The 20,226-nt window shown below is 68.1% G+C and carries 18 protein-coding genes; 2 read left to right on the top strand and 16 right to left on the bottom strand.

The window, feature by feature from the left end; all coding sequences use genetic code 11:
- Positions 1–3: 3 nt before the first annotated feature.
- The 4 genes from A9179_RS15695 to A9179_RS15710 all read right to left on the bottom strand — a co-directional run bounded on the left by A9179_RS15695 (position 4) and on the right by A9179_RS15710 (position 3,400).
- Complete coding sequence (locus A9179_RS15695) at positions 4–1,485, bottom strand: DNA recombination protein RmuC (RefSeq protein ID WP_394354766.1); 1,482 nt, start codon at positions 1,483–1,485, stop codon at positions 4–6.
- A gap of 66 nt (positions 1,486–1,551) precedes the next feature.
- Complete coding sequence (locus tag A9179_RS15700; RefSeq protein ID WP_262410605.1) at positions 1,552–1,917, bottom strand: tetratricopeptide repeat protein; 366 nt, start codon at positions 1,915–1,917, stop codon at positions 1,552–1,554.
- A gap of 486 nt (positions 1,918–2,403) precedes the next feature.
- Positions 2,404–2,901 carry a VOC family protein gene (locus tag A9179_RS15705; RefSeq protein WP_187807154.1) on the bottom strand — a complete coding sequence of 166 codons (498 nt, stop codon included), beginning with the start codon at positions 2,899–2,901 and terminating at the stop codon, positions 2,404–2,406.
- 97 nt (positions 2,902–2,998) lie between these two features.
- Positions 2,999–3,400: a hypothetical protein gene (locus A9179_RS15710; RefSeq protein WP_187807155.1), complete on the bottom strand. Its 402-nt coding sequence runs from the start codon at positions 3,398–3,400 to the stop codon at positions 2,999–3,001.
- A gap of 185 nt (positions 3,401–3,585) precedes the next feature.
- On the opposite strand from A9179_RS15710, the gene A9179_RS15715 reads away from it, so the two are divergent.
- On the top strand, positions 3,586–4,026 hold the full coding sequence (locus tag A9179_RS15715; RefSeq protein ID WP_187807156.1) for a carboxymuconolactone decarboxylase family protein: 441 nt from the start codon (positions 3,586–3,588) through the stop codon (positions 4,024–4,026).
- Positions 4,027–4,242: 216 nt separating this feature from the next.
- Complete coding sequence (locus A9179_RS15720) at positions 4,243–4,653, top strand: cupin domain-containing protein (protein WP_187807157.1); 411 nt, start codon at positions 4,243–4,245, stop codon at positions 4,651–4,653.
- Between the two features lie 49 nt (positions 4,654–4,702).
- Here A9179_RS15720 and pdxR read toward each other — a convergent pair whose 3' ends face one another.
- From pdxR to A9179_RS15780, 12 genes are all read right to left on the bottom strand, one after another.
- Positions 4,703–6,136 (bottom strand): MocR-like pyridoxine biosynthesis transcription factor PdxR, encoded by a 1,434-nt coding sequence (gene pdxR / locus A9179_RS15725; protein ID WP_187807158.1) that lies wholly within the window; start codon positions 6,134–6,136, stop codon positions 4,703–4,705.
- 54 nt (positions 6,137–6,190) lie between these two features.
- Entirely contained in the window at positions 6,191–6,943 is a 753-nt protein-coding gene (locus A9179_RS15730) for an RES family NAD+ phosphorylase (RefSeq protein ID WP_187807159.1), read from the bottom strand.
- A gap of 47 nt (positions 6,944–6,990) precedes the next feature.
- On the bottom strand, positions 6,991–7,362 hold the full coding sequence (locus A9179_RS15735; RefSeq protein WP_187807160.1) for an XRE family transcriptional regulator: 372 nt from the start codon (positions 7,360–7,362) through the stop codon (positions 6,991–6,993).
- Positions 7,363–7,433: 71 nt separating this feature from the next.
- Positions 7,434–10,256, bottom strand: a complete 2,823-nt coding sequence (locus A9179_RS15740) for an Ig-like domain-containing protein (RefSeq protein ID WP_187807161.1) — start codon at positions 10,254–10,256, stop codon at positions 7,434–7,436.
- Between the two features lie 36 nt (positions 10,257–10,292).
- Positions 10,293–12,428, bottom strand: coding sequence for a hypothetical protein (locus tag A9179_RS15745; protein ID WP_187807162.1), 2,136 nt, complete (start codon positions 12,426–12,428; stop codon positions 10,293–10,295).
- Positions 12,425–15,109: a putative baseplate assembly protein gene (locus tag A9179_RS15750; protein ID WP_187807163.1), complete on the bottom strand. Its 2,685-nt coding sequence runs from the start codon at positions 15,107–15,109 to the stop codon at positions 12,425–12,427. Before A9179_RS15750 ends, A9179_RS15745 begins: the two co-directional genes overlap by 4 nt.
- Positions 15,110–15,125: 16 nt before the next feature.
- Entirely contained in the window at positions 15,126–17,534 is a 2,409-nt protein-coding gene (locus tag A9179_RS15755; RefSeq protein WP_187807164.1) for a baseplate J/gp47 family protein, read from the bottom strand.
- A complete protein-coding gene (locus tag A9179_RS15760) occupies positions 17,531–17,890 on the bottom strand; it encodes a GPW/gp25 family protein (protein ID WP_187807165.1) in 360 nt (119 codons plus the stop codon). The genes A9179_RS15755 and A9179_RS15760 overlap by 4 nt, the downstream gene beginning before the upstream one ends.
- Before the next feature lies 1 nt (position 17,891).
- Positions 17,892–18,215: a hypothetical protein gene (locus A9179_RS15765; RefSeq protein ID WP_187807166.1), complete on the bottom strand. Its 324-nt coding sequence runs from the start codon at positions 18,213–18,215 to the stop codon at positions 17,892–17,894.
- A gap of 46 nt (positions 18,216–18,261) precedes the next feature.
- Positions 18,262–18,774 (bottom strand): phage baseplate assembly protein V, encoded by a 513-nt coding sequence (locus tag A9179_RS15770; RefSeq protein ID WP_187807167.1) that lies wholly within the window; start codon positions 18,772–18,774, stop codon positions 18,262–18,264.
- Positions 18,771–19,895: a hypothetical protein gene (locus A9179_RS15775; RefSeq protein WP_187807168.1), complete on the bottom strand. Its 1,125-nt coding sequence runs from the start codon at positions 19,893–19,895 to the stop codon at positions 18,771–18,773. The genes A9179_RS15770 and A9179_RS15775 overlap by 4 nt, the downstream gene beginning before the upstream one ends.
- Positions 19,888–20,208, bottom strand: a complete 321-nt coding sequence (locus A9179_RS15780) for a LysM domain-containing protein (protein WP_187807169.1) — start codon at positions 20,206–20,208, stop codon at positions 19,888–19,890. Before A9179_RS15780 ends, A9179_RS15775 begins: the two co-directional genes overlap by 8 nt.
- Positions 20,209–20,226: the final 18 nt, after the last annotated feature.

Genomic DNA, 20,226 nt, shown 5'->3' on the forward strand with positions numbered 1-20,226 from the left:
GTCCTACTCGCCGCTGTCGTCCAGCAGCGGCATGCCGGCGGCGCGCTCCAGCAGATCCGCCGGCAGGCTCTTGCTGGCGCGGGCACCGAGCAGCTTGAGGTTCTCGACCCGGTTGATCAGGTTGCCGCGGCCTTCGCAGAGCTTGTTGCGCGCCGCGTCGTAGGCCTTGTCCAGCTGCTTGAGACGGCTGCCGACTTCGTCCAGGTCGCCGATAAAGGCGACGAACTTGTCGTACAGCTGGCCAGCACGCTCGGCGATGTCGCGGGCGTTCTGGCTCTGCCGCTCCTGGCGCCAGAGGCTGTCGATCACCCGCAGGGTGGCCAGCAAAGTGGTCGGGCTGACGATCACGATGTGCTGCTCGAAGGCTTCCTGGAACAGCCCCGGATCGGCCTGCAGCGCGGCGGCGAAGGCCGCCTCGATGGGCACGAAGAGCAGCACGAAGTCCAGGCTGTGCAGGCCTTCCAGGCGCTGGTAATCCTTCACCGAGAGGCCCTTGAGGTGGCTGCGCAGGCTCAGCACGTGCTGCTTCAGCGCCGTGCTGCGGGTCTCGTCGTCTTCGGCGGCGACCAGCGCCTGGTAGGCGGTGAGGCTGACCTTGGCATCGACCACCACCTGCTTGTCGCCCGGCAACTGGATCAGCACGTCGGGCTGGAAACGCTCGCCATCGCCACCCTTGAGGCTGACCTGGGTCTGGTACTCGCGGCCCTTCTCCAGGCCGGCATGTTCCAGCACCCGCTCCAGCACCAGCTCGCCCCAGTTGCCCTGGGTCTTCTGTCCTTTCAGGGCGCGGGTCAGGTTGGTCGCCTCGTCGCCCAGGCGCTGGTTGAGCTGCTGCAGACGCTCCAGCTCCTTGGCCAGGGAAAAGCGTTCGCGCGCCTCGCTCTGGTAGCTCTCCTCGACCCGTTTCTCGAACGCCTGGATGCGTTCCTTGAGCGGATCGAGCAACTGGCCAAGGCGCTGCTGGCTGGTTTCGGCGAAACGCTGTTCGCGCTCGTCGAAAATCTTGCCGGCCAGCTCGGCGAACTGCGCCCGCAGCTCATCACGGGAATTCTGCAGATCGCTCAGGCGCTGCTGGTGGCTGCCCTGCTGCTCGCGCAGCTCGGCGGCCAGGCTGGCGCGCTGGCTTTCCAGCTGGCGCAGCTGGTCTTCCTTCTGCTCGCGCTCGCGCGCCCACTCCTGAGCCGCCTTGCGCGCGCCGTCGCGCTCCTGGCCGAGCAGCTCGCTTTCACGGCGCAGGGCCGCCAGCTCGGCCTGCTGGCCGGCGCTGCGTTGCTGCAGCTCACGCAGCTCGTCGAGACTGTCATCGAGCTGGGCCGACAGGCCTTCCTGGGCCAGGCGACTGGTATTCAGACGCTCGTCCTGCAGCAGGCGCTCGGCCTCCTGCGCCGCCAGCTTGCGCTGCAGCTGCCAGACCAAAGCGGCCAGCGGCGCGGCACCCAGCAACAGGCCGAGCAGCAGATTGGAAAGATCGAGGGCAAAGGGCAAAGGCACGGGCGGGCTCGCTATCGGATTCGCGGTGGCGGGCAGTATACCCAGCGCCGCACGCGGCAATCAGGCCGTTTTGTGCAAACGTCCGAGCAGGCGCACAGCCTCGTGGGAGCCTTGGGCAGCCGCTTGCTCCAGCCAGTGGCGAGCCAGTTGCGGCTCGCGCTGGCGCGGCTGGCAGTACAGCCGCCCCAGCTCCAGCTGGGCCCTCAGGTCGCCGGCGCGACCGGCCTGGCGCAACAGCTCCACGCCGATGCGGCGGTCGCGGGTATTGCCGCAATCGCGGCACAGCAGCAGGCCCAGGCGGCTCTGGGCCAGCACCACCCCCTGGCGCGCCGGCTGCTTGAGCAGGCGTCCGGCAATGCGCTTGATGCTCGAGTGCTGCCCCAGGCGGGGGCGATCGAGCAGCCAGAGAGCAAAACGCAGGGGCATGCGCGGGTTTGCTGGTGCAGATGGGGCTAGGGCGAGGGGCAGAACGCGGGACTTCATGAAGGCGCTGGCTGGCTTCGGGGCGCGCCACTCTACTCGCTTTTTGTCGTGGGTAAAGACTTGCCAAATCCGGCGAAACACGCTCTGCAGCAAGCGCTCGGGACAATCCACAGAAGCTGTGGATAACTCCGTGGACAACATGCTGGAAAACCTCCTCATCTCCGATGGGACGGGGCTCCGGCTCAAACTGATGAATTTTTCACCAATAAAAAAACTTCATATTTTTCATTGACTTAAAAAATCATCACTGAGAATCAAGCAGTTACGCCGGTTTGTGACAGGAGGTTGACAAGCTGCTTCGCAATTGTGCACAAGTGCCCGCCGCCGCACCGCCTGGCGCCCCGTTTGAGGGCGAATACGGCGCGCCCCTTCTGGCTCTAGGGCTGCAGCCGAGAGCCGAAAAAATCGTGGATTTCTCCGGGCGTTTGTTCAACCTGCGGCGGCCCGTTGCAGGGCGGCGATATCCAGCTTGTGCATCTGCAGCAGGGCGGTCATCACCCGCTGTGCCTTGCCCGGTTCGGGGTCGTCAAGCAGGCGGTAAAGTACCCGCGGCACCACCTGCCAGGACAACCCAAAACGATCCTTAAGCCAGCCACACTGCTGGGCCTGGCCACCGCCACCGGGGCCCAGGCCGTGCCAGAAGTGGTCGACCTCGGCCTGGTCGTCGCAGCCGATCACCAGCGAGACGGCTTCGCTGAAGCGGAAGGCCGGCCCGCCATTGAGGGCAATGAAGCGCTGCCCCTGCAACTCGAACTCCACGGTCATCGCCGAGCCCACGGGGCGCCCGTGCACTTCCTGGCCGGCCTCGCTGTAGCGGCTCACGTGGCTAATCCGCGCGTCATCGAACAGCGACACATAGAGCTGCGCCGCCTGCTCGCCCTGGTCGTCGAACCACAGGCAGGGGGTGATTTTCTGGAGCTGTGCCATGCTGTCTCTCCCATGCGGCCGCCACCGGCCAGTCCATGGTTAGTCGTGCGGCAGGCTCGGGGATCGACAGCTGGGGCGACCGTTTATCGGCGCCGCTTCAGTCCAGTACTTCTTCGTCGCGCAGCAGGACGAACAGGCGGCCGCTGGCATCCTCGATGAAGTCGTGCACGTAGTACATCAGCACCTCGCCCTGGCCGGGCAGGGTCGCCACGTAGTCGCCGATGTCGGCGACGAAGTAGCCCTTGCTGCCGGGCTTGGCCTCGCACTCGATGTAGGCACGCACGAACAGCGCCGGGTCGCAGTCGGCGAAGAACTCTTCGCGCTCGGCGGCATCCCACTCGACCGGGGCCTCGAAGGGGCCGGCGAAGAGCACGCGGGCATCGCCGAGATCCTCTTCCTCGGCATCCGGATCGTTGTCATCCGGGCGGTACAACGTGCATTCCTGGGCCTGCGGGTCATCGAGGATGGTCAGGCGCTGTTGCGGGTCGATCTGGCTCACGGGGCTCTCCGCTATCGGGGCGTTGCTCGGCAGGAGCAACAACTGGACGCCACCTTCTGCGCCCGTCGTCGCGACGTCAACTCCCGGGGCGAATTGGTCTGCCGATCTTCCGCGGAATTGGTTATTTGTCCGCCCGCCGTCACCGCTTAGCGTATGCCCACTGTCACCCACCGAGGAATAGTGCCATGACGCCACGTCTCGATTTCTACACCGCCTCCCCTGACGCCCTGAAGGCCATGCTGGCCCTGGAAGGCGCCGTATCCAAGCTGCCGCTGGAAAAATCCCTGCTCGAGCTGGTCAAGCTGCGCGCCTCGCAGCTCAACGGCTGCGCCTTCTGCGTCGACATGCACAGCAGCGACGCGCGCAAAGCCGGTGAGACCGAACGCCGCCTGTACGCCGTGGCGGTATGGCGCGAGGCGCCCTTCTTCACCCCGCGCGAACGCGCCGCCCTGGCCTGGACCGAGGCCCTGACCCTGGTCGCCGACAGCCATGCGCCGGACGCCGACTACGAACTGCTGAGCAGCCAGTTCAGCGCCAAGGAAATGGTCGACCTGAGCCTGGCCATCAGCACCATCAATAGCTGGAACCGCCTGGCCGTGGGCTTTCGCAAGATGCCCAGCGCCTGAGCCGTACGAGGAATCAGCCCCCTGAACATCATGCACGGCGCGGTTCTTTCTCGAGCAGCTCGGCGAGAACGGCCTGGAGCTGGAGATCGACTAGCTGGATCTCAGTGTCGACACCCCGCCGCATGTCACCGAGGACTTCGCCATCGCCCCCTACACCGCGCCGGATCAGCGCAGCGAGGCACTGATACTCACGGCTACTTTTCGAGGTTCACCAGCATGCCATCCCGTTCCCTGTTCGCCGCCATCCTGGCCGGCCTGTCCCTGCTCGCCCAGCTGCCTGCCCAGGCCCATGAAAGTGGCGAGAAACTCACCGTGCTGCAGGAGCACCTGATGACCAACGCCCCGGGCATGAAGGCCACCATGCTCAGCGTCGAATACGCGCCCGGCCAGGCCACCGTGGCACACCGCCATGACGGCAGCGCCATCGCCTATGTGCTGCAGGGCGCCATCGTCTCGCAGATCGAGGGCCAGGCGCCGGTCACCTACAAAGCGGGCGAGTCCTGGTACGAGCCGGCCGGCACCCATCACCTGGTGTCGAAGAACGCCAGCAACAGCCAGCCGGCCACGCTGCTGGTGTGGATCCTCGGCACCGAGCAGCAGCCGGTGCTGGTACCGCTGCAGCAGTAAGCCCTACACGCCCCTACCGGCCTGCTTAGCAGGCCGGTTGCGTTATACCTCAGGCGATTTCGCGGAGGATATCGCGCACCCGATCCAGCGCCGGGTCGATGTCCAGGGTCTCGATCGCGCCGAAGCCGATCATCAGCCCGCGACGCGGTTCGGCCTGGTAGTAGAAGGCCTCCAGCGGGTACAGGCCGACCTCCACCTTGCGGCTCAGCTCGATCAGCAGCGGCAGGTTGAGCGGCACCCGGCACAGCGCCGCCATATGGAAGCCGGCGGTGGCCGGGACTATCTCGAACCAGGGCGCCAGGTCGCCCTGGAAGCGCTGCAGGATGCGCTCGCGGCGCGCCGCGTAGACCGTGTGGCAACGGCGGATGTGCTTGAGCAGATAACCCTCGCTGATGAACTTGGCCAGCGCCCACTGCGGCAGGGTCGAGACGTGCCAGTCGGTCAGCTGCTTGACGTTGATCACCGCATTGCGCAGCGCCGGCGGCAGCACCGCATAACCGATGCGCAGCTCAGGCATCAGGGTCTTGGAGAAGGTGCCGACATAAGCCACCACGCCAGCCGTATCCAGGCTCTGCAGCGAGTCGGTGGGCCGCCCTTCGTAGCGAAACTCGCAGTCGTAGTCGTCTTCGATGATGATCGCCCCCAGCTGTCGGGCACGCTGCAGCAGCGTCTCGCGGCGCACCGTGCTCATCGGCATGCCGAGCGGGAACTGGTGCGAGGGGGTGACGTAGATCAGCCGCGCCTGCTCGGGAATCCGTTCCACCTGCATGCCGTCGCCATCCACCGGCACGCCGACCACCTGCGCGCCGAGGGCGGCGAACAGCAGGCGCGCCGGGGTGTAGCCGGGGTCTTCCATGGCCACCGTGCAGCCGGGCTCGATCAGCACCCGGGCGATCAGGTCGAGGGCCTGCTGGGCGCCGTTGCACACCACCAGGTCATCGCCCTGACAGTTCACCCCACGGGCGAAGGCGATGTAGCGGGCAATCGCCGCGCGCAAGGCGCTCAGGCCCTCCGGTTGGCTGTAGAAGCCGCGGGCCTTGGCGATCTGGCGCAGGGCGTACTGGCTGCACTGGCGCCACTCGTCCTGGGGAAACAGGTTCTTGCTGATCGCCCCGCCGATGAACTCGCAGCGCAGCGACACTTCCAGCTGTGGATGGCGCAGCGGCAGCGGAATCGTCCGCCAGCGTTCGATGGCCGCGGCACTGGCCGGGCTCAGCGTGCTGGGCGTGGGGTCGCGGCGCGCCACATGGGCATTGACGAAGGTGCCGCTGCCCACCTTGCCGACCAGCAGGCTGTCGTAGGTAAGCAGCGCATAGGTGTCGGACACGGTCTTGCGCGAGACGCCCAATTGCTCGGCCAGCAGACGCGACGGCGGCAGGCGCGTGCCGGCCGCCAGGCGTCCGCTCTCGATGGCTTCGCGCAGTTGGCGGTAAAGCTGGCCGGCGAGATCCTTGCGGCCATGGATGACGACATGCAGCTCCATCGGGGCTCCGGATACCTCAGGGGATAATCACCAGCGTAGCGAGCCGCGCCGGTTTCAGGCCGGCTGCGGCAGCGTCCCTGCGACCAGGAACAGGCTCAGCGGGAACAGCCGCGGCGTATCCGGGCCCTGGGCATTCTTGAAGGCCACATAGCTGTCGGTGGTTTCACACAGCCACGGCTGCAGGTTACGCGGGCGCCGCTCGCTGAAGGCCTGCGGGGCATACAGGGCGACATTGTTGCCCTGCAACGGGCAGCGCGCCGAGGGAAACTCGAAGGCCTCCACCCCGGCTTCGCGCATGGCGCTGCCCAGCGCCTGGGTGGCGCGATAGTCGCTGCGGTGGGTCAGCTGCTCGCGGTACTCGGCAAACGGCGGCTGATGCAGACGGATACCGCGCTCGACCTGGTAGCGCGCCTCGAAGGAGGAATGCTCGGAGAGGATACGCCCGCTCGGCGGCGCTTTGGCCATGCCATGCCAGAGCACGAAGCGGTAGAAGGCGGTTTCCGCCATTGCCGTCTCCAGACGGCAGGCAGCATAGAACAGGCTCGGCTCATGCCGGCGGCCGAAGCGCGAGCCCCAGCGCAGCGGCGGGTAACGGAACGGCGTGTGCAGCAGGTAGTGCAGCGGCTCGTCGCTGCGCGGCAAGGGCGGCTTGCTGGCCTCCAGCAACTGTTCGAGCAAGGCCTGCTCGTCCAGGGTATCGACCAGCTGCAGGGTGGCCACCTGCTCCTGACTTTCCACCAGACGCACCAGGCGCCCGCGCAACGGGGTGATCTGCTCTGCGCCAGCGCAGGCCTGCCAGATATCCATATCGATGCTCGCTCAAGGCCGCCGGGCGGCCCACAAAACCGGGTTGATCACACCTTGCCGCGAATGGCGTCTAGATACTCGACCACCCGCACCAGCCCCTGCACCTGGGCCATCTGCTGCAGCGGCACGCCAGCCAGGTGATGGTTCTCGGTACGCAGGAAATGGCGCATGTCGCCCAGGTTGCCACCGAACAGGGCAAACAGGGCGCGGTAGATGCGGATCAGCAGCAGGGCCAGCTCGCCGGTCTTGCTCTGCGGGCGCAAACCGCCGCTATCGCCCCAGCGGCTGATGGCCGAGCGGTTGACCCCGACTATCTCGGCCAGCTCCTGCTGGGTCAGGCCCAGTTGCTCACGGGTGTTGAGCAGGGCCTTGAGCAGGACAGCATCGGCGGCGACGCCGGGCTTGCTGAGCGCACTCATGACTGCCTCCAGATGTTCGTTTGAGACAAAAATAGCAAAAAATCACACAAACGAACACCAGAAATACGCACTCAGGAGATCGACAGCTGGCCGTTGCCGAATTGCTCGATGGCGTGGCCGGCGGTAATCAGATGACAATTGCCGTTGCAGAAGTTGCCCAGGTACTTGCCCTCCTTGGCAATCACGAAGCCGGCGTTGTCCAGGCCCGGGCGCAGGCGGTTCTGGCTCAGAGCCACGCGCACCGCCAGCCACTGGTTGGACTGCGGGCCGAGCACGTTGTCGTTGGCGATCAGGCTGGCAAAGCAGCCGGGAATCTCACCCTGGGCCGTGCTATCGCCCATGGCCTTGAGTTTTGCCAGCAGATCGTCGCCCATACGAATTTCGCCCAGGCGGTTGTTGCCCAGATACAGCCGACCGGGCTCCTCCTCCAGCGCCACACCTCCCAGGCGCTTGATCAGGCTGGCCGACAGCATCTCGCTGCTGGCGGACTCGCCATACAGAGAAATCCGCCCGCTAATGGCGCTGTCGCTCAGGCTTATCTCGCCCTTGGCATCGGCCAGCATCAGGGCGAAGCCGGGCTGGCTCAACTGCGAGCCTCCTCCGCCCAGGCCGGTACCGGGAATCTTCGGCGCGTGGGCCACCAGCATCAGGCGGCTGAGTTCGACCAGGCTGCAGGCGCCGATCTGCAGCAGGCTGTTGCCCGGCGTCGTGAGACCGCCGAGACCCAGGTGGCTGAGGCTCAGGCGCTGGCAACGGGACAGCTGCACGGCCAGTGGCGACTGCTCGTCGCCGAACAGATCGAAGTCGCGCAGCAGCAGGCCGCGGAAACGCTCGAAGACAATCGACTGGCCCTTGACGTTGAGGCGGCTGGCCGGACCCGCACCGTGGATCAACAGGCTGACCTCACCCTTGCCGTCGGCCTGCAGGTCATCCGCCAGCTGGTGCTCGCCGGGCAGCAGGCACAGGCAGATATCGCGCTCACCACGGTCAATCAGCTCGCTCACGGCCTGGTCGAGGGTGGGGAAGGTGCCCTCCTCGCCCACCGTGACGCAGCAACCGCCCTCGTGGTTGCGCCGGCACAGCGAATCCAGGGCCTTTTGCACCGTGTTGACGCCTTCAGCCTGCATGTCGGCGCAGTCTTTCGGGTCGTAGGCCACCGCCGTCGCCACCGCCAGGCTGGCGGAAAAATGGATCTCGTTGAACTTGCCCGGCACCGGCGCACCGGCCAGCAGCAGCTCGGCGGTGCAGCCCTGGTTCTGCGTGCCCGGGGCGAGAAACCAGACAACGCTGGCAATACCGTTGGCATCGGTCACCAGGGTCTGGCTGGTCGTGCCATTGCTCAGCAGGCCGGCCGGCGCGCTGAAGCGCACCTGGGCGCCAACCACCGGGAACTGGCCGTTGTACACCGCCACCTGCAGCGGTGCCGGCAGGGCCACCCGCTGCGGCGCCAGCGGGTTGGGCATGGCCTGCTGGCCATCACCGCCGACGTAATGCAGGTTGGTCAGCTCGGTCAGCGCCGGGAACAGCTGGCGGCAATCGCTGAGGCTGGTCCAGATGCCGTTCTGGCAATTGAGCAGGGCCAGGCGGGTGAAGGCGCGCAACACCCCCTGGGGCGCGACGAACAGCGGCTTGCCGCCTGCTTCGGGCCACTCCAGATCGGCGGTGGCGGTACGCGCGGGAATCGTCCAGTAGTCGCCGACGCGCAGTTTGCCGGTAAGAAAACGCACCTCCACGCCATCTTCCAGCTCGACCCAACCGAGGTTGTCGCCGGCATTCGCCGCCACCGCCTCGAGGTTCTTTACCCCATCCCAGCGACGTACCCGTGGGTTGCGGCTGAACAGCGCATCGCTCAGTGCCGGCGTGGCGCTGGCCAGGTCGAGGGTGACGCGATTGCCCTCGGTTTTCAGCACCTGCACCAGGGCGCCAGCGCGCCCGGTTTCCTCGTGATCGTCGTTGAACACTTCCAGCCAGCAGCCGGCGGTGATCGCCAGATAGGCATCGCGGCCGATGCTGGCCACCTCGATCTCGTTCGCTACCGGGTCGTCGAGCCAGCCGGTGACCCGGGTGAGGATGCTGCCGTTGTCGCGCGACCACTTGAAGCGGCGCGGCCCGGACGGCACGCCGTCGTCGTGCACCTCGACCCGATACAGCTGGTTTTCCAGGCGCTGGTAGCCGGCCTCGGGGGTCAGCAGGCAGGGATCCTTGGGCGGCACGCCGGGTTCGGCGCGGGCCGCCAGCTTGCCTTCGGCGGGCTTGCTCAGCTCGTTCCAGGCGGCGATGTCGGACAGGCAGCTGAGGTTGGCGCCGACAGCGCCGACCCGCAGCAGCTTGACCTGCCAGACCAGCTGGTCGCGGGTCGCGCTGTCCGGCCCGCCCAGGGCCACCTCGCGGATCAGGCCATCCTCCAGGGCGGTGACATGGCGCAGCCAGGCTTCCAGGTAGCCGAGGTAGATGCCGTTCTCCGGCGTCTGCGCCACGCCGTTGGCGTCGTACACGCGGATGTTGCTCAGCTCGCTGTTGTTGGCCACCACCACGGCCGGCGGCAACGGCAGCAGGCTGGCCCCCGCCGCCAGGATCGGCGTGATGCGCTTGTGCAGGTCGGGCTGGCCGACCAGCTTGCATGCCAGCGGGTTGTCGCAGAGCAGACCATCGAGGTACAGGTGGCCGGCGGAAATGTCGATGTTCTGCCCGTTACCGGCCAGGCCGAAGCCGGCCAGGTCGATGGGGGCACCGCTCTTGCCGATGCTGTCGCGGGTTTCGCTTTCCAGGCGGCGGTTGAGAATGTCCTGCTGTTCGTTCCAGTCGGCATCCAGCTGTACCCGCCCCTGCTGCATGCGCACACTGCGGTAGTGCTTGGCGGGCTGGTCGGTGGAACGGGAGAGATCGGCTTTCATAGTGGTCGTCCTGGGTCTTGTAGGAGTACTGGCCCGTCAGTTGACAAAGATCACCCCGGCCTCCAGGCCGAAGCGCAGGTATTCATCCAGGGCCTGGCGCAGATTGGCCTCGCGCTGGGGTTGCTGGAGCAGGTTCCACACGCCCATTTCGGCGCCGTCCTCGGCCCCGCTGCGGATGTCCTCGGCACAGGACAGGCGCAGCTGGGCATAGGCCGGGTGGCCGAAGGTGGTCGAGGTGAAGGTCGGGCTGACGCGGATACGCTCCAGCTTGGCCTTGGCCGCCGGCTTGCCCTGGATCGCCAGATCCGGCTGGCAGCGATAGCGGCGTGGCGTCTTCGAGCCCTCCGGCACGTAGCAGAAGCGCACGCAGCCCTGCTGCCGGCGGGTGGTCAGCAGCGCCGCGCTGAACAGGCTGTTGCTGGCCGTCAGGGCGCCGCTGCGGGTAGCGCCGAACACCGTGCAGCAGTTCAGCTCGAGCCCGGTATCGGGCAGCGCCAGAGCTTCCCCGGCCGGGTTGTCGAACACGCTGTAGCGCGCCGTCACTGCAGCCAGGGCCCCTTCGCAGCGCAGCGCGCCGCACAGGCAATGGGTCAGCTCGATGCTCAGCATGCGCCCCTGGCTGGCGCTCTCGTGGTGGATGCCGCCGCGCGCCGGCACCAGGCTGCAGTGGCGCAGGCTGACCTGGCGCAGGTCGCCCTGCAGGCGCAGCTTGCCGTCCAGCAGCAGGCCGGAGAGCAACAGACGGGTATCGCCGTTGCCGCGCAGCAGCAGGTCGCCACTGAGCACCGGGCGGCGCTGGTTGGCCGCCTCGATGGCGACCAGGGTGTCCGGCAGGTCGAGGCTGCTGGTGATGCTCTCGGTGCTGTCCGCCAGCAGGCGGATCAGGTAGCGGCCACCGGCCTGCAGGCTCTGCAGGGCCAGCTCCAGGCTGGCGAAGTCGCCCGGCACGTTGAGCAGGGTCTGGAAGTCGGCCGCCTCGAACAGGCCCTGGCGCGCATCGTCCTCGGCGCTCACCGGCCGGCGGTCGTAGGGCCCGCCGCCAACATCGCCAGGAAAGCCGTAGGCCCAGGACACCTCGACCCTGGTCGCGCTCTTGCCGGTGGGCAGGCTGATGCGCCCAAGCACGGGATCGAAACCCACCAGGAACTGCGGCGGTGCCGGCGGAAAGCGCCGCGCCGGGCCGCCCGCCGTGGGCAGCACATCGAGAAACGCCGGCGGACGGCGCCAGGCCTCGGGGCTGACGCCGGGAATCGCCGTCAGGTTGCACACCAGCAGATGTTCCGCCGGCACCGCCACGCCATCCAGCCAGATGCGCAGCACCGGGCCATTCTGCACCGCGGCGAAGTACTCCAGGCGGCCGCTGCCGCCGTCGGCCAAGGCCTGGCGCAGGGCCGTCAGCTCGTCGTACAGGACGCGCCGCGAGAGGGGCTCCGGTACGTTGACCGGCTGCGCCAGCTGGGTCACCTCGCTCTCGTTGCGCGGCCGGTTGAACAGCATGCCGTCCCACTGCAGGGGATCGTCGACGAAGCTGCGCCCGAGCGGGTCGAAGCTGTAGCAGCCGGCCATGCCGGCGATCGCGCAGGCCTGGCTGCGCTGCACCGGGTAGGCCTGCAGGCGCCACAGGTAGAGGCCGAGGTTGGCGATGTTGTAGCGCCCGGCCGAGGGATGGCGCACCTCGGCGGTATGCGCGCTGTAGTCGAACGGCCCGTCTATGCGCTCCAGCCGCGCGGCCTGGCGCAGGTCGGGGGTGCGCAGGCTGTGCAGGCGGCGGTGGTTGACCTGCTGGGTGGTACCGAGCAGCTCGAAGAACTCCACCGCCCGTGCGCGCCAGCCGCTGCTGTCGAAGGCCAGCTGCTCAAGCACCGGCACCGTGCCCTTGCGCCGGCGCAGGCGCAGGGTATTGGCCACCAGGGCACGCTGGCTGAAGCTGCCGGTACCGCTCACCGCATGCAGGCCGCGTACACCGAGCAGGTCGCCGATATAGGGCACCAGCCAGTCGTCGCAGGTCTCGATGAACCAGTTGTCGTAGAGCTGCTCGATATCCGCTTCGAGCAACTGGCCCTGCTCGGCCAGTACTTCCAGCAGGGCGCGCAGCGGCCCGCCGAGGTCGGCATCGCGCTCGCGGTAGAAGGCCGGCAGGCGCGCCAGCAGGTATTCGGCGTCGATGCTCATGCGCTCAGCTCCTCGATCAGCACGTCATCCAGGTCGACCAGCAGCAGCTGCGCCGGGCGGATCTGGCCGTTTTCCCAGCGGGCGCCACGGGCGCGCAGGCGCCCATCCGGGCCGGCGACGCTGCCGCCGTTGCCGCCATGCAGGCGCAACTGGTCGAGATCGACCCGCTCGACCCCGGCCACGCCCTGCATCACCGCCACCACCTCGCTGCCGCTGAGCGACTGGCCATAGCCGCGCGCGGCAAAGCCGAAGGCCTCCGCCAGGGCCGCGCGCACCGCTGCCAGCACCGTTTCGGCAACGTGATCGGCCTGCACCCGCAGCTTGGCGCTGAGGCCGAAGCCCAGACGCACGCCGGCATCCAGGCGCAGTGGCTGGTGGGCCGGACGCACCTGGTCGATGGCCGCGGCGAGGTTGCGATAGAGCGCCGAATCACTGGCGATGGCGGCACCGTCCAGACCGATCACCGTCAGGTGCACCAGGCGTCCCTCGCCATTCCACAGCCACACGGCCTGGGCCTTGCCGATGCCGGCGAAGGCGCTGGCGAAGTCTTCGAAGTCGCGCAGGGAGACGATGCGTTCCAGCGCCAGCACCGTCAGCGGTGCATTGCGCCGGGCCTGGTCGCGACTCTCCGGATCGGCCCCACCGCTGGCCGGTACCGGGTTGAGCACGTCCTTCAGGCCCAGCGGGCGATTGAGCAGCAGACTGATCTGCCCGGCCGGCAGGTTGCCGGCCACACCGATGCCGACCCGGTAGCTGGCCTCAACGTTCATCTGCCCGCTGGGCAGGCGGCGTCCGGTCTGGCCGTCGCCGAACTGCACGCTGGTCGTGCCATCGTCGGCGCGGCGCAGCAGGTAGGCGCTGTCCTGCGGGCCGAGGGCGGTAATCTGCGGCGCCTCGTGCCAGAGCACGCCGTCCACCCACACCTGCAGGCTGCTGGCAGTGCCGCTGGGGGTGGCGGCAGACACATAGGTGAGCGGCTTCTGCTGCAACTGGAAGCGCTGGAAGGCACTGCTGCCGTCGCCGCTGCCGAGGATCTCGGCCTGGATGCGCATCTGCCGGCTGTCGCCATGGCTGGCCGGCGCCACATTGGCGTTGATGCGCAGGCTCGCCGGCAGGTAGACCTGGCTCAGCGCGCTCTCCAGCTCCAGACGGGTAAGGCCGTCGAGGTTGTCGTTGCGACGGATGCGCACCACCTCGGCGACGGCCTGCAACTCGACCTCGTAGCGCTTGCCGTCGGCGAAGCTGATGCGCCCATGCCGGCCGTCACGCTCGATCTGCACGGCGGCCAGGTGGTCGCCCTTGCGCAGGCGCTGCAGCACCTTCTTGTGCGCCGCCGTCGCCGGGATGCTCAGGCCGCTCAGGGCCAGCCAGCGCCCCGCTTCGAGATCGGGCTGCAGGCTGGCCAAGTGCAGCAGGTTGCCTTCCACCAGCCCGGAACGGGGCCGGCTGGCCCAGGCCAGCTCCACCGATTCGCCGTACACCGCGGTGTCGCGCAGGTGGCTGTTGAACTGGTCGCTGAGGTTCTCGCCGCTGAGGGTCAGGCGCGTGGCCTTGCCGCCAAGGGTGAAAGCGACCCGGGCGTCCTCGGCGTTTTCCAGCACTTCGTAGACTTCCTCGTAATCGGGCACCGCCAGCACCACCCAGCTGCCCGCCACCATCTTCGGGTAACTGCCGTCGAGGTGGATCTGCGGGCCGCGCGCACTGCCGCTGCCGGAAACGCCACTGATGCTGAAGTCGGGCCAGTTCGGGTAGGTGGCAAAGGGCACCTCGGCATTCTCCGCCAGCCCGGCGTAGGCCGCGCGCACGCTGCGCGGCATGGCTTTCCAGTTCGGCGCCGCCTGGCCGAACAACGCCGCCCGGCTGCGCAGGGCATAGCAGCGCGGCTCGACCTGGCTGGGCTGCACCGGCGGTGCCACCGAGCCGAATGGGCGGTCAAGGGTGACTACCGTATAGCCGGCCTGCGGATCTGCCGATGGCTCGTCCGGCGGCACCAGCAACAGGCGCCGCACCCGGCGGAAGTCCCAGTTCTCGTTGCCCGGGGTCTTGCGCCGCTCCTCACCAACCACCAGCAGCGCGTCGCCTGGCTGCAGCTGGGTGTTCTGCCCTTTCAGGTAGATGGTGCGACCGCCCCAGTAGGGCCGCACCGCGTCCTGGCTGAGCACCTGCAGGGCGTTCCAGGCGGCCCGCGCCTGCAGGTCTTCGAGAGTCTCGAAGACCTGCGGTTTCTCGTCCTGGGCCGGCACGCTCTGGCTCTTGCAGCCGGCGGCGATAAAGCTCTCGGCCGGCGCGCCGGGCGCCGTCTCCAGGGTGAAGGCGAGGAAGGTCGAGGCGGCCACCCCGGGGCGCAGCTCGTAGCCGATGGCGCGGCCCAGCTCAAGGATCGAACGGCGCTCGCTAGCGGTGCGCAGGAAGCCCTCGTTGATGATGCGCTCCTGGTAGAAGCTGAGCACGTCGAGCACCCCGGACCAGGCATCCAGCAGGGCCAGCGCCGGGTCATCGGCGGCGCGCGTGGTCAGCGCCTGCAGGGCCGGCTGGCGAGCCAGCGCGGCCAGTAGGCTGTCACGGAAACGCCCGTGGCTGCCGACCCGGTAGCGCAGCTCGGTCTGCCCCGGCGGGTTGCTGCCGTCCACCGGCGTCTGTGCCTGGATCCCGCTGCAGCAGCCGCAGTCACTGGTACTCATGGCTATCCCTCGCTGTTCACAAGCCGCCGCACATGCTCAGCTGCAGGCGGCCGTTCTCCGGAAAGTTGGGGTCGTTGTCGAGGCGCAGCACCTCCAACGGGCCGACCCGCACCTGGCCGTCCTGCAGCTCCTGGTTGGCCACCTTGCCCCAACGCTGGAAGCGCACCACCTTGAGCGAGGCCACGCCGGTCACCGCCTGCACCGCCTCGATCAGCCGCGACAGCGCCAGTGCCTCGCCAAAGCTGAAGTGGTCGGGGTGGAAGAAGCCGCTGCGGCCCAGTTCGTCGATGCCGCTGCCGAGCCGTTCGAGCAGCGCCCGCTTGACCGCCGCGGCCAGGTAGCCGGGCAGCACGCAGACCTCCAGTTCGATATCCAGCGGCGCGTAGGTCGGCTCGCTGAGGTCGAGGTCGTAGCCGGCCAGGCGGTAGCGCTCCAGGTGCAGCAGCATCTCGGCGCGGAAGTCGGCATCCAGGGCCAGGCCACCCTTGCGGTCGAGACTGATGTACATGCTGTACCAGCTGCCGGTCCAGCGCAGGCGCGCCGCCGCCCGCTGTACCTGCGGATGCAGTTCGGCGACCCGTGCGTAGTCGGCCTCGGTGACCGCTCGCTCCTGACTGCGGAAAGCCTCCGGCGCGTACAGCTTGATCGCCGCAGCGCTCTCGGCATCGGCGCCGCCCTGAGCCGCCAGCGGGTTATTCAGCGACTCGACGAAGGGCGCGATGGCCACGTTCTCGCAGACCAGGCGAGTAATGCTCTGTGCTCCGACATTGCCGGCCGCGCCACCACCGATGCGGTAGGTGGCCAGCAGGCGGCTCTGCGGCTCCGGCTGGCGGCCGTAGCGGTTGTCGCCGAAGCGCAGGTAGACCAGGCCGTCGGCTTCGCTCTCCAGCACCAGGTCGCGGGAGAAGCGGTCGCTGCCCAGCAGGTCGCGCTGCGCCGTCCACGGCGTGGTGCCCGGCGCAGCATCGTCTTCGAGCAGGGCGAAACCGGCCGGCAAGGCCCGGCGCGGATCCTGGCGCAGGCTGCGGGCGGCCGACCAGACCAGCGCATCCTCGTGGTCATAGGCCTCGGCCTGGGCCACGCCCGGCTCCAGCAGGCGGGGCCGGTAGCTGCCACTGCCAACCTGCGCCGGCACCAGCGGCTGATGGCGCAGGGTCTGGCCGTGGTCGGCGAGCAGCACGTTGCCGCGGGCCACGGCGATCTCGCGCACCTCGGTATCGCCGCCCAGTTTGAACTCGGCGCTGACGCACAGGGGGAACGGCAAGGCGTCCTCGACATGCCAGCGCACCAGCTGCAGATCGGTATTGGTCAGCGGATCGTGGCCCGGTTCCACCGCCAGCAGGCGCACCGCATGGCGGTGGCGCAGGTTGACTTCAGTGGACTCGCCCGAGTCGGGGTCGGGCGGGCCCAGCACTTCCTCGAAGATCAGCAGCGCGCCGGCACTCAGGCTCAGCGCCGGGCTGTCGACCAGCGCCGCCTGCACCTCGCCGCGGCCCAGGCAGAAGCCCGGGTCACCCCAGTTGTGGATGCGGATGCGGTTGTGCGCCGCGTGCAGGGGCAGATCGTGCAGGCTCTCGAATACCTGGGTCTCGCCGTCCGGCAGGCGCTCGAGAATATCCGCCTTGAGCACCGGCCCGACCTCGCTGCCGCGGGTCAGCAGCACCGCCTGGCGTTGCAGCACCTGGCCGTCGGCCCCCGGCTTGACGTTGAGGTGCACATAGACCCGGCTGTTGCAGCCCTCGTGGATCGGGTAGTCGAGCAGGCGCGCATGGCGACGCAGCGACACCCGCCGCCGCGCCGTGCCCAGGTAGGCCTCGGTGGCCACGGCGTCCTGCTGGTAGCTGAGCTGGTCGCCGATATGGGCGAGCATCTCCACCAGGGCCACGGAGAAGTCCGCCGGGTTGCGCTCGCGAAAGCCGGGGATCAGCTGGCCCATGCGGTCGAGCATCAGCCGGCGGAAGCTCGCGTAGTCCTTGCTCAGGTAGTCCAGCAGCGGCTCATCGAACTGCGCCGGCGGGCACTGGTGCGTCTCGCCGCAATCGAACTCCGAGGGGCACTGGGCCTTGAAGCTGAAGCGGATGCTCGACAGGCAGGGGTCGAACTGGCTCGGCACGTTGTCCGGCTGCGCCGGGTCGATCAGCTCGAACTGGTACCAGGAGAAGTCGCCGGCCTGGGACACCTTGAGGTTGAGGTTGCGCCCGCTGATGCTCAGGCTGTCGATCTCGATGCCGCTGATGCGCACCCCGCCGCTGATGCGGCAGTTGGCCTTGGTAATGCCGCTCAGCGGGTGGACGAACACCACCCGCAGGCTGCGCTGGTCGGCGGACATCACCTCCAGGTAGTCGATGCCGTTCAGCGTGCCGGGGGCGAGCTGGCGCAGCAGGTTGACCCGGTGCGGCTTGGCGGAACGGAACTGGCGCTTCATGGCAGCCTCCGGGCGAAGCTGGCCAGCTGCCGCTCGCGGTCACGCCGCACGATGTACTGCACCGTTACCTGCAGGCGTGCGTCCTGGTTTTCCACGCGCACGTCCTCGACCTCGATCAGCTCGCCGAGCCATTGCTGCAGCGAGCCCTGCACGGTCATCTGCAGGGCGGCGGCCAGGGCATCGCTGTTCGGCGCAAACACCAGCTGCAGCAGGCCGCAGCCGAAGTCGGGGCGGTTGACCCGTTCGCCCGGCACGGTGAACAGCACCTGCTCGATCATGTCGCGGATATGCGCATCGCCCGTCACCTCGGCGCTGCGCCCGCGCGAGTCGATGCGGAAGGGAAAGTCGAGGGCCATGTCAGACTCCTGAAACCCGTACCTGGGTAACGCTCACCAGCATCGGCGTGCCGGTCGGCGTGCACACCGAGGTGCTGCTCTGCAGCAGCACCGGCTGGCCGCCGGCGAACACCCGGGTCGCCCCCACCAACCACTGGCCGGTGACGCAGGGGCCGTTGCCGGCGCTTGGCGGCGGCATGCTGCAGCCGGCGATCACGTAAGGCGCGGCCAGGGTGGTCACCGGCTGGCCACTCAAGGTGACCCGCGGAAACGGCGCCGTCGGCGTGGCCTGGCCGCCATGGGCGCACATCACCGTGGCGCCGACGTGCAAGAGAAAACCTGGCATGTGCACTCCTCCCTCTGTCCCTGTTGCGCCCTGCCCCACCCCGGGGTCAGATCACCGTCAGCGCGCCCTGGTTGATGTTCACCGCCGGGCCGTTGAGCATGATGGTGGCGCCCTGGCCGTTGCTGATGGTGATGCCCACCTCGTTGATCGAGATCAGCGCGCCGCTGGTGCTCTTGAGCAGGATGCCGCCGGTGGGCCCGGGCAGGTCGGAGAGCATCAGGGTGTTCTGGCTGCCGGTCTGCAGCACGATGCTCGGCGACACCGGCAAGCCGGCCAGGGCCAGCGCCGGCACCTCGGCGGCGCTGCCCCAGAAGCCGCCGACCCAGATCGGGAAGTCCTGGTTGCCCTGCTCGAACTCGACCCACACCCCGGCGCCGATCTGCGGCACCATGAAGGTGCCGCTCTGCTTGCCGGCCAAGGGCACGCAGGGCATCGCCCAGCTCGACATGCCGATGCCGAGCACATCCGGCACCTGCACCTGGATACGCGCCATCTGCATCGGGTCGACGTTGTTCAGCACCACGCCGCGATACTTGCCGTAGAACTTGCCCTCGCTCATACGGGAACCCTCGGTAGAGTGGAGATCAGGCCGTTGCGGGTCAGGGTGAAGTTCTGCTTGAACTCGCCGGCCTTGAGCGTGCTGCTGACGCTCTTGATGTAGTACAGGCCGTCGAACGCCGGCCCCGCCCCGCGCACCCCCACCAGCTGGCGGGCCTTGAGCACGTTGCCGTAGCGCAGCACGTCCAGCGAGCCGCTGGCGGTAACCACGTCGGCGGAGCTGGCGGCCGCCGCCAGGCCCTTGGACAGGGCGGCCATGGGCGACATCTTGGCCGTCTCCTTCATCAGGGTGATCGACTTCGGCAGCGGTGGCAGCGCCCCCAGTGGCGGGTTGGCCAGGCTGATGTCGGGGATCGGCAACGGGATGGGAAACTTGGTCAGCTGGTTCTGGATGAACACGATCGGCAGCGACGACTTGGTGTTGTCCACCGCGAAGGACAGCGTCTCGACGTTGCTGTGCGCATCCATGCCCAGGTTGAGCGCCGGCTGCGGCACGCCGAGCTTGATCTCCGGCCCCCAGTAGGCGGTGTTCATCCCCGGCAGCGGGCCGGGCTCGACGTAGAACACATAGCCGGCGTCTTTCGCCAGCTGCTGGATATAGGCCAGGTCGGTGCCTTCGTGGGTGGGGATCTTGTCCACCGGGATCGGCACATCGGTGAAGATCTGCGGGATCACCAGGGGGATCATGCCGAACATCGCGTACTTGGCGATGATCAGCGCCACCCGCGCCGGGGCCGGCATGGCCGGATAGGGAATGCCGTTGAACTCCTGCTGATCCATGGCCGCCGACAGATCCTCGCCGGTAATGGTCAGGGTGCTCTGCCCCGGCTCGTTGGAGCCGCTGACTTCCTGCTTGGTGATCAGGCCGTCCATCATCACCGTCGGCAGGCTATTGATGGTCACCACGATCAGCACCCGCAGCCAGGGCACCTGGCCGCCGGTGAGCACCAGCAGGGTGTGCAGCGGCGAATTGTTGGCCAGCGCGAAGCTGATCTGGAAGCCGCTGCGCGAACCGGCGGCCGAGGTCACCTGGACGCTCTGCAGGGCATCCATCACCGGCTTGGGCACCGGCACCGGAATGGCCGGGCCGACCAGCAGCGACAGGTGCAGGCCCTTAAGCATCGCCGAGCCCCGCCATGCCCTCGGGCAGGGTCAGGCGAATGCGCCGCCCGACCTCCTCCAGCTCGCCGGGGCTGAGGCTGCCATTGGCATCCGGCAGGCGCCAGAACTGCTCGGGATCGCCGAGCACGGCGGCGGCCATGCGGTCGATGCGGTCGCCCTCGACGATGCGGTATTCCTGCAGGGTGACGAAGCGCCCTGGGTCGGGCACGAAGCGCCGGCGCAGGAACACCACGCGGCGTCCCTCGGGGGTGACCCGCTCGGCCGTCTCGCTGCCGTGGTAGCGGCTGTTGGGGGGGAAGCGATCAATGCTCATGGCACACTCCTTGGCAAG

The sequence above is a fragment of the Pseudomonas alcaligenes genome (assembly GCF_014490745.1).
In the GTDB taxonomy this organism is placed as follows: Bacteria; Pseudomonadota; Gammaproteobacteria; order Pseudomonadales; family Pseudomonadaceae; genus Aquipseudomonas; species Aquipseudomonas alcaligenes_C.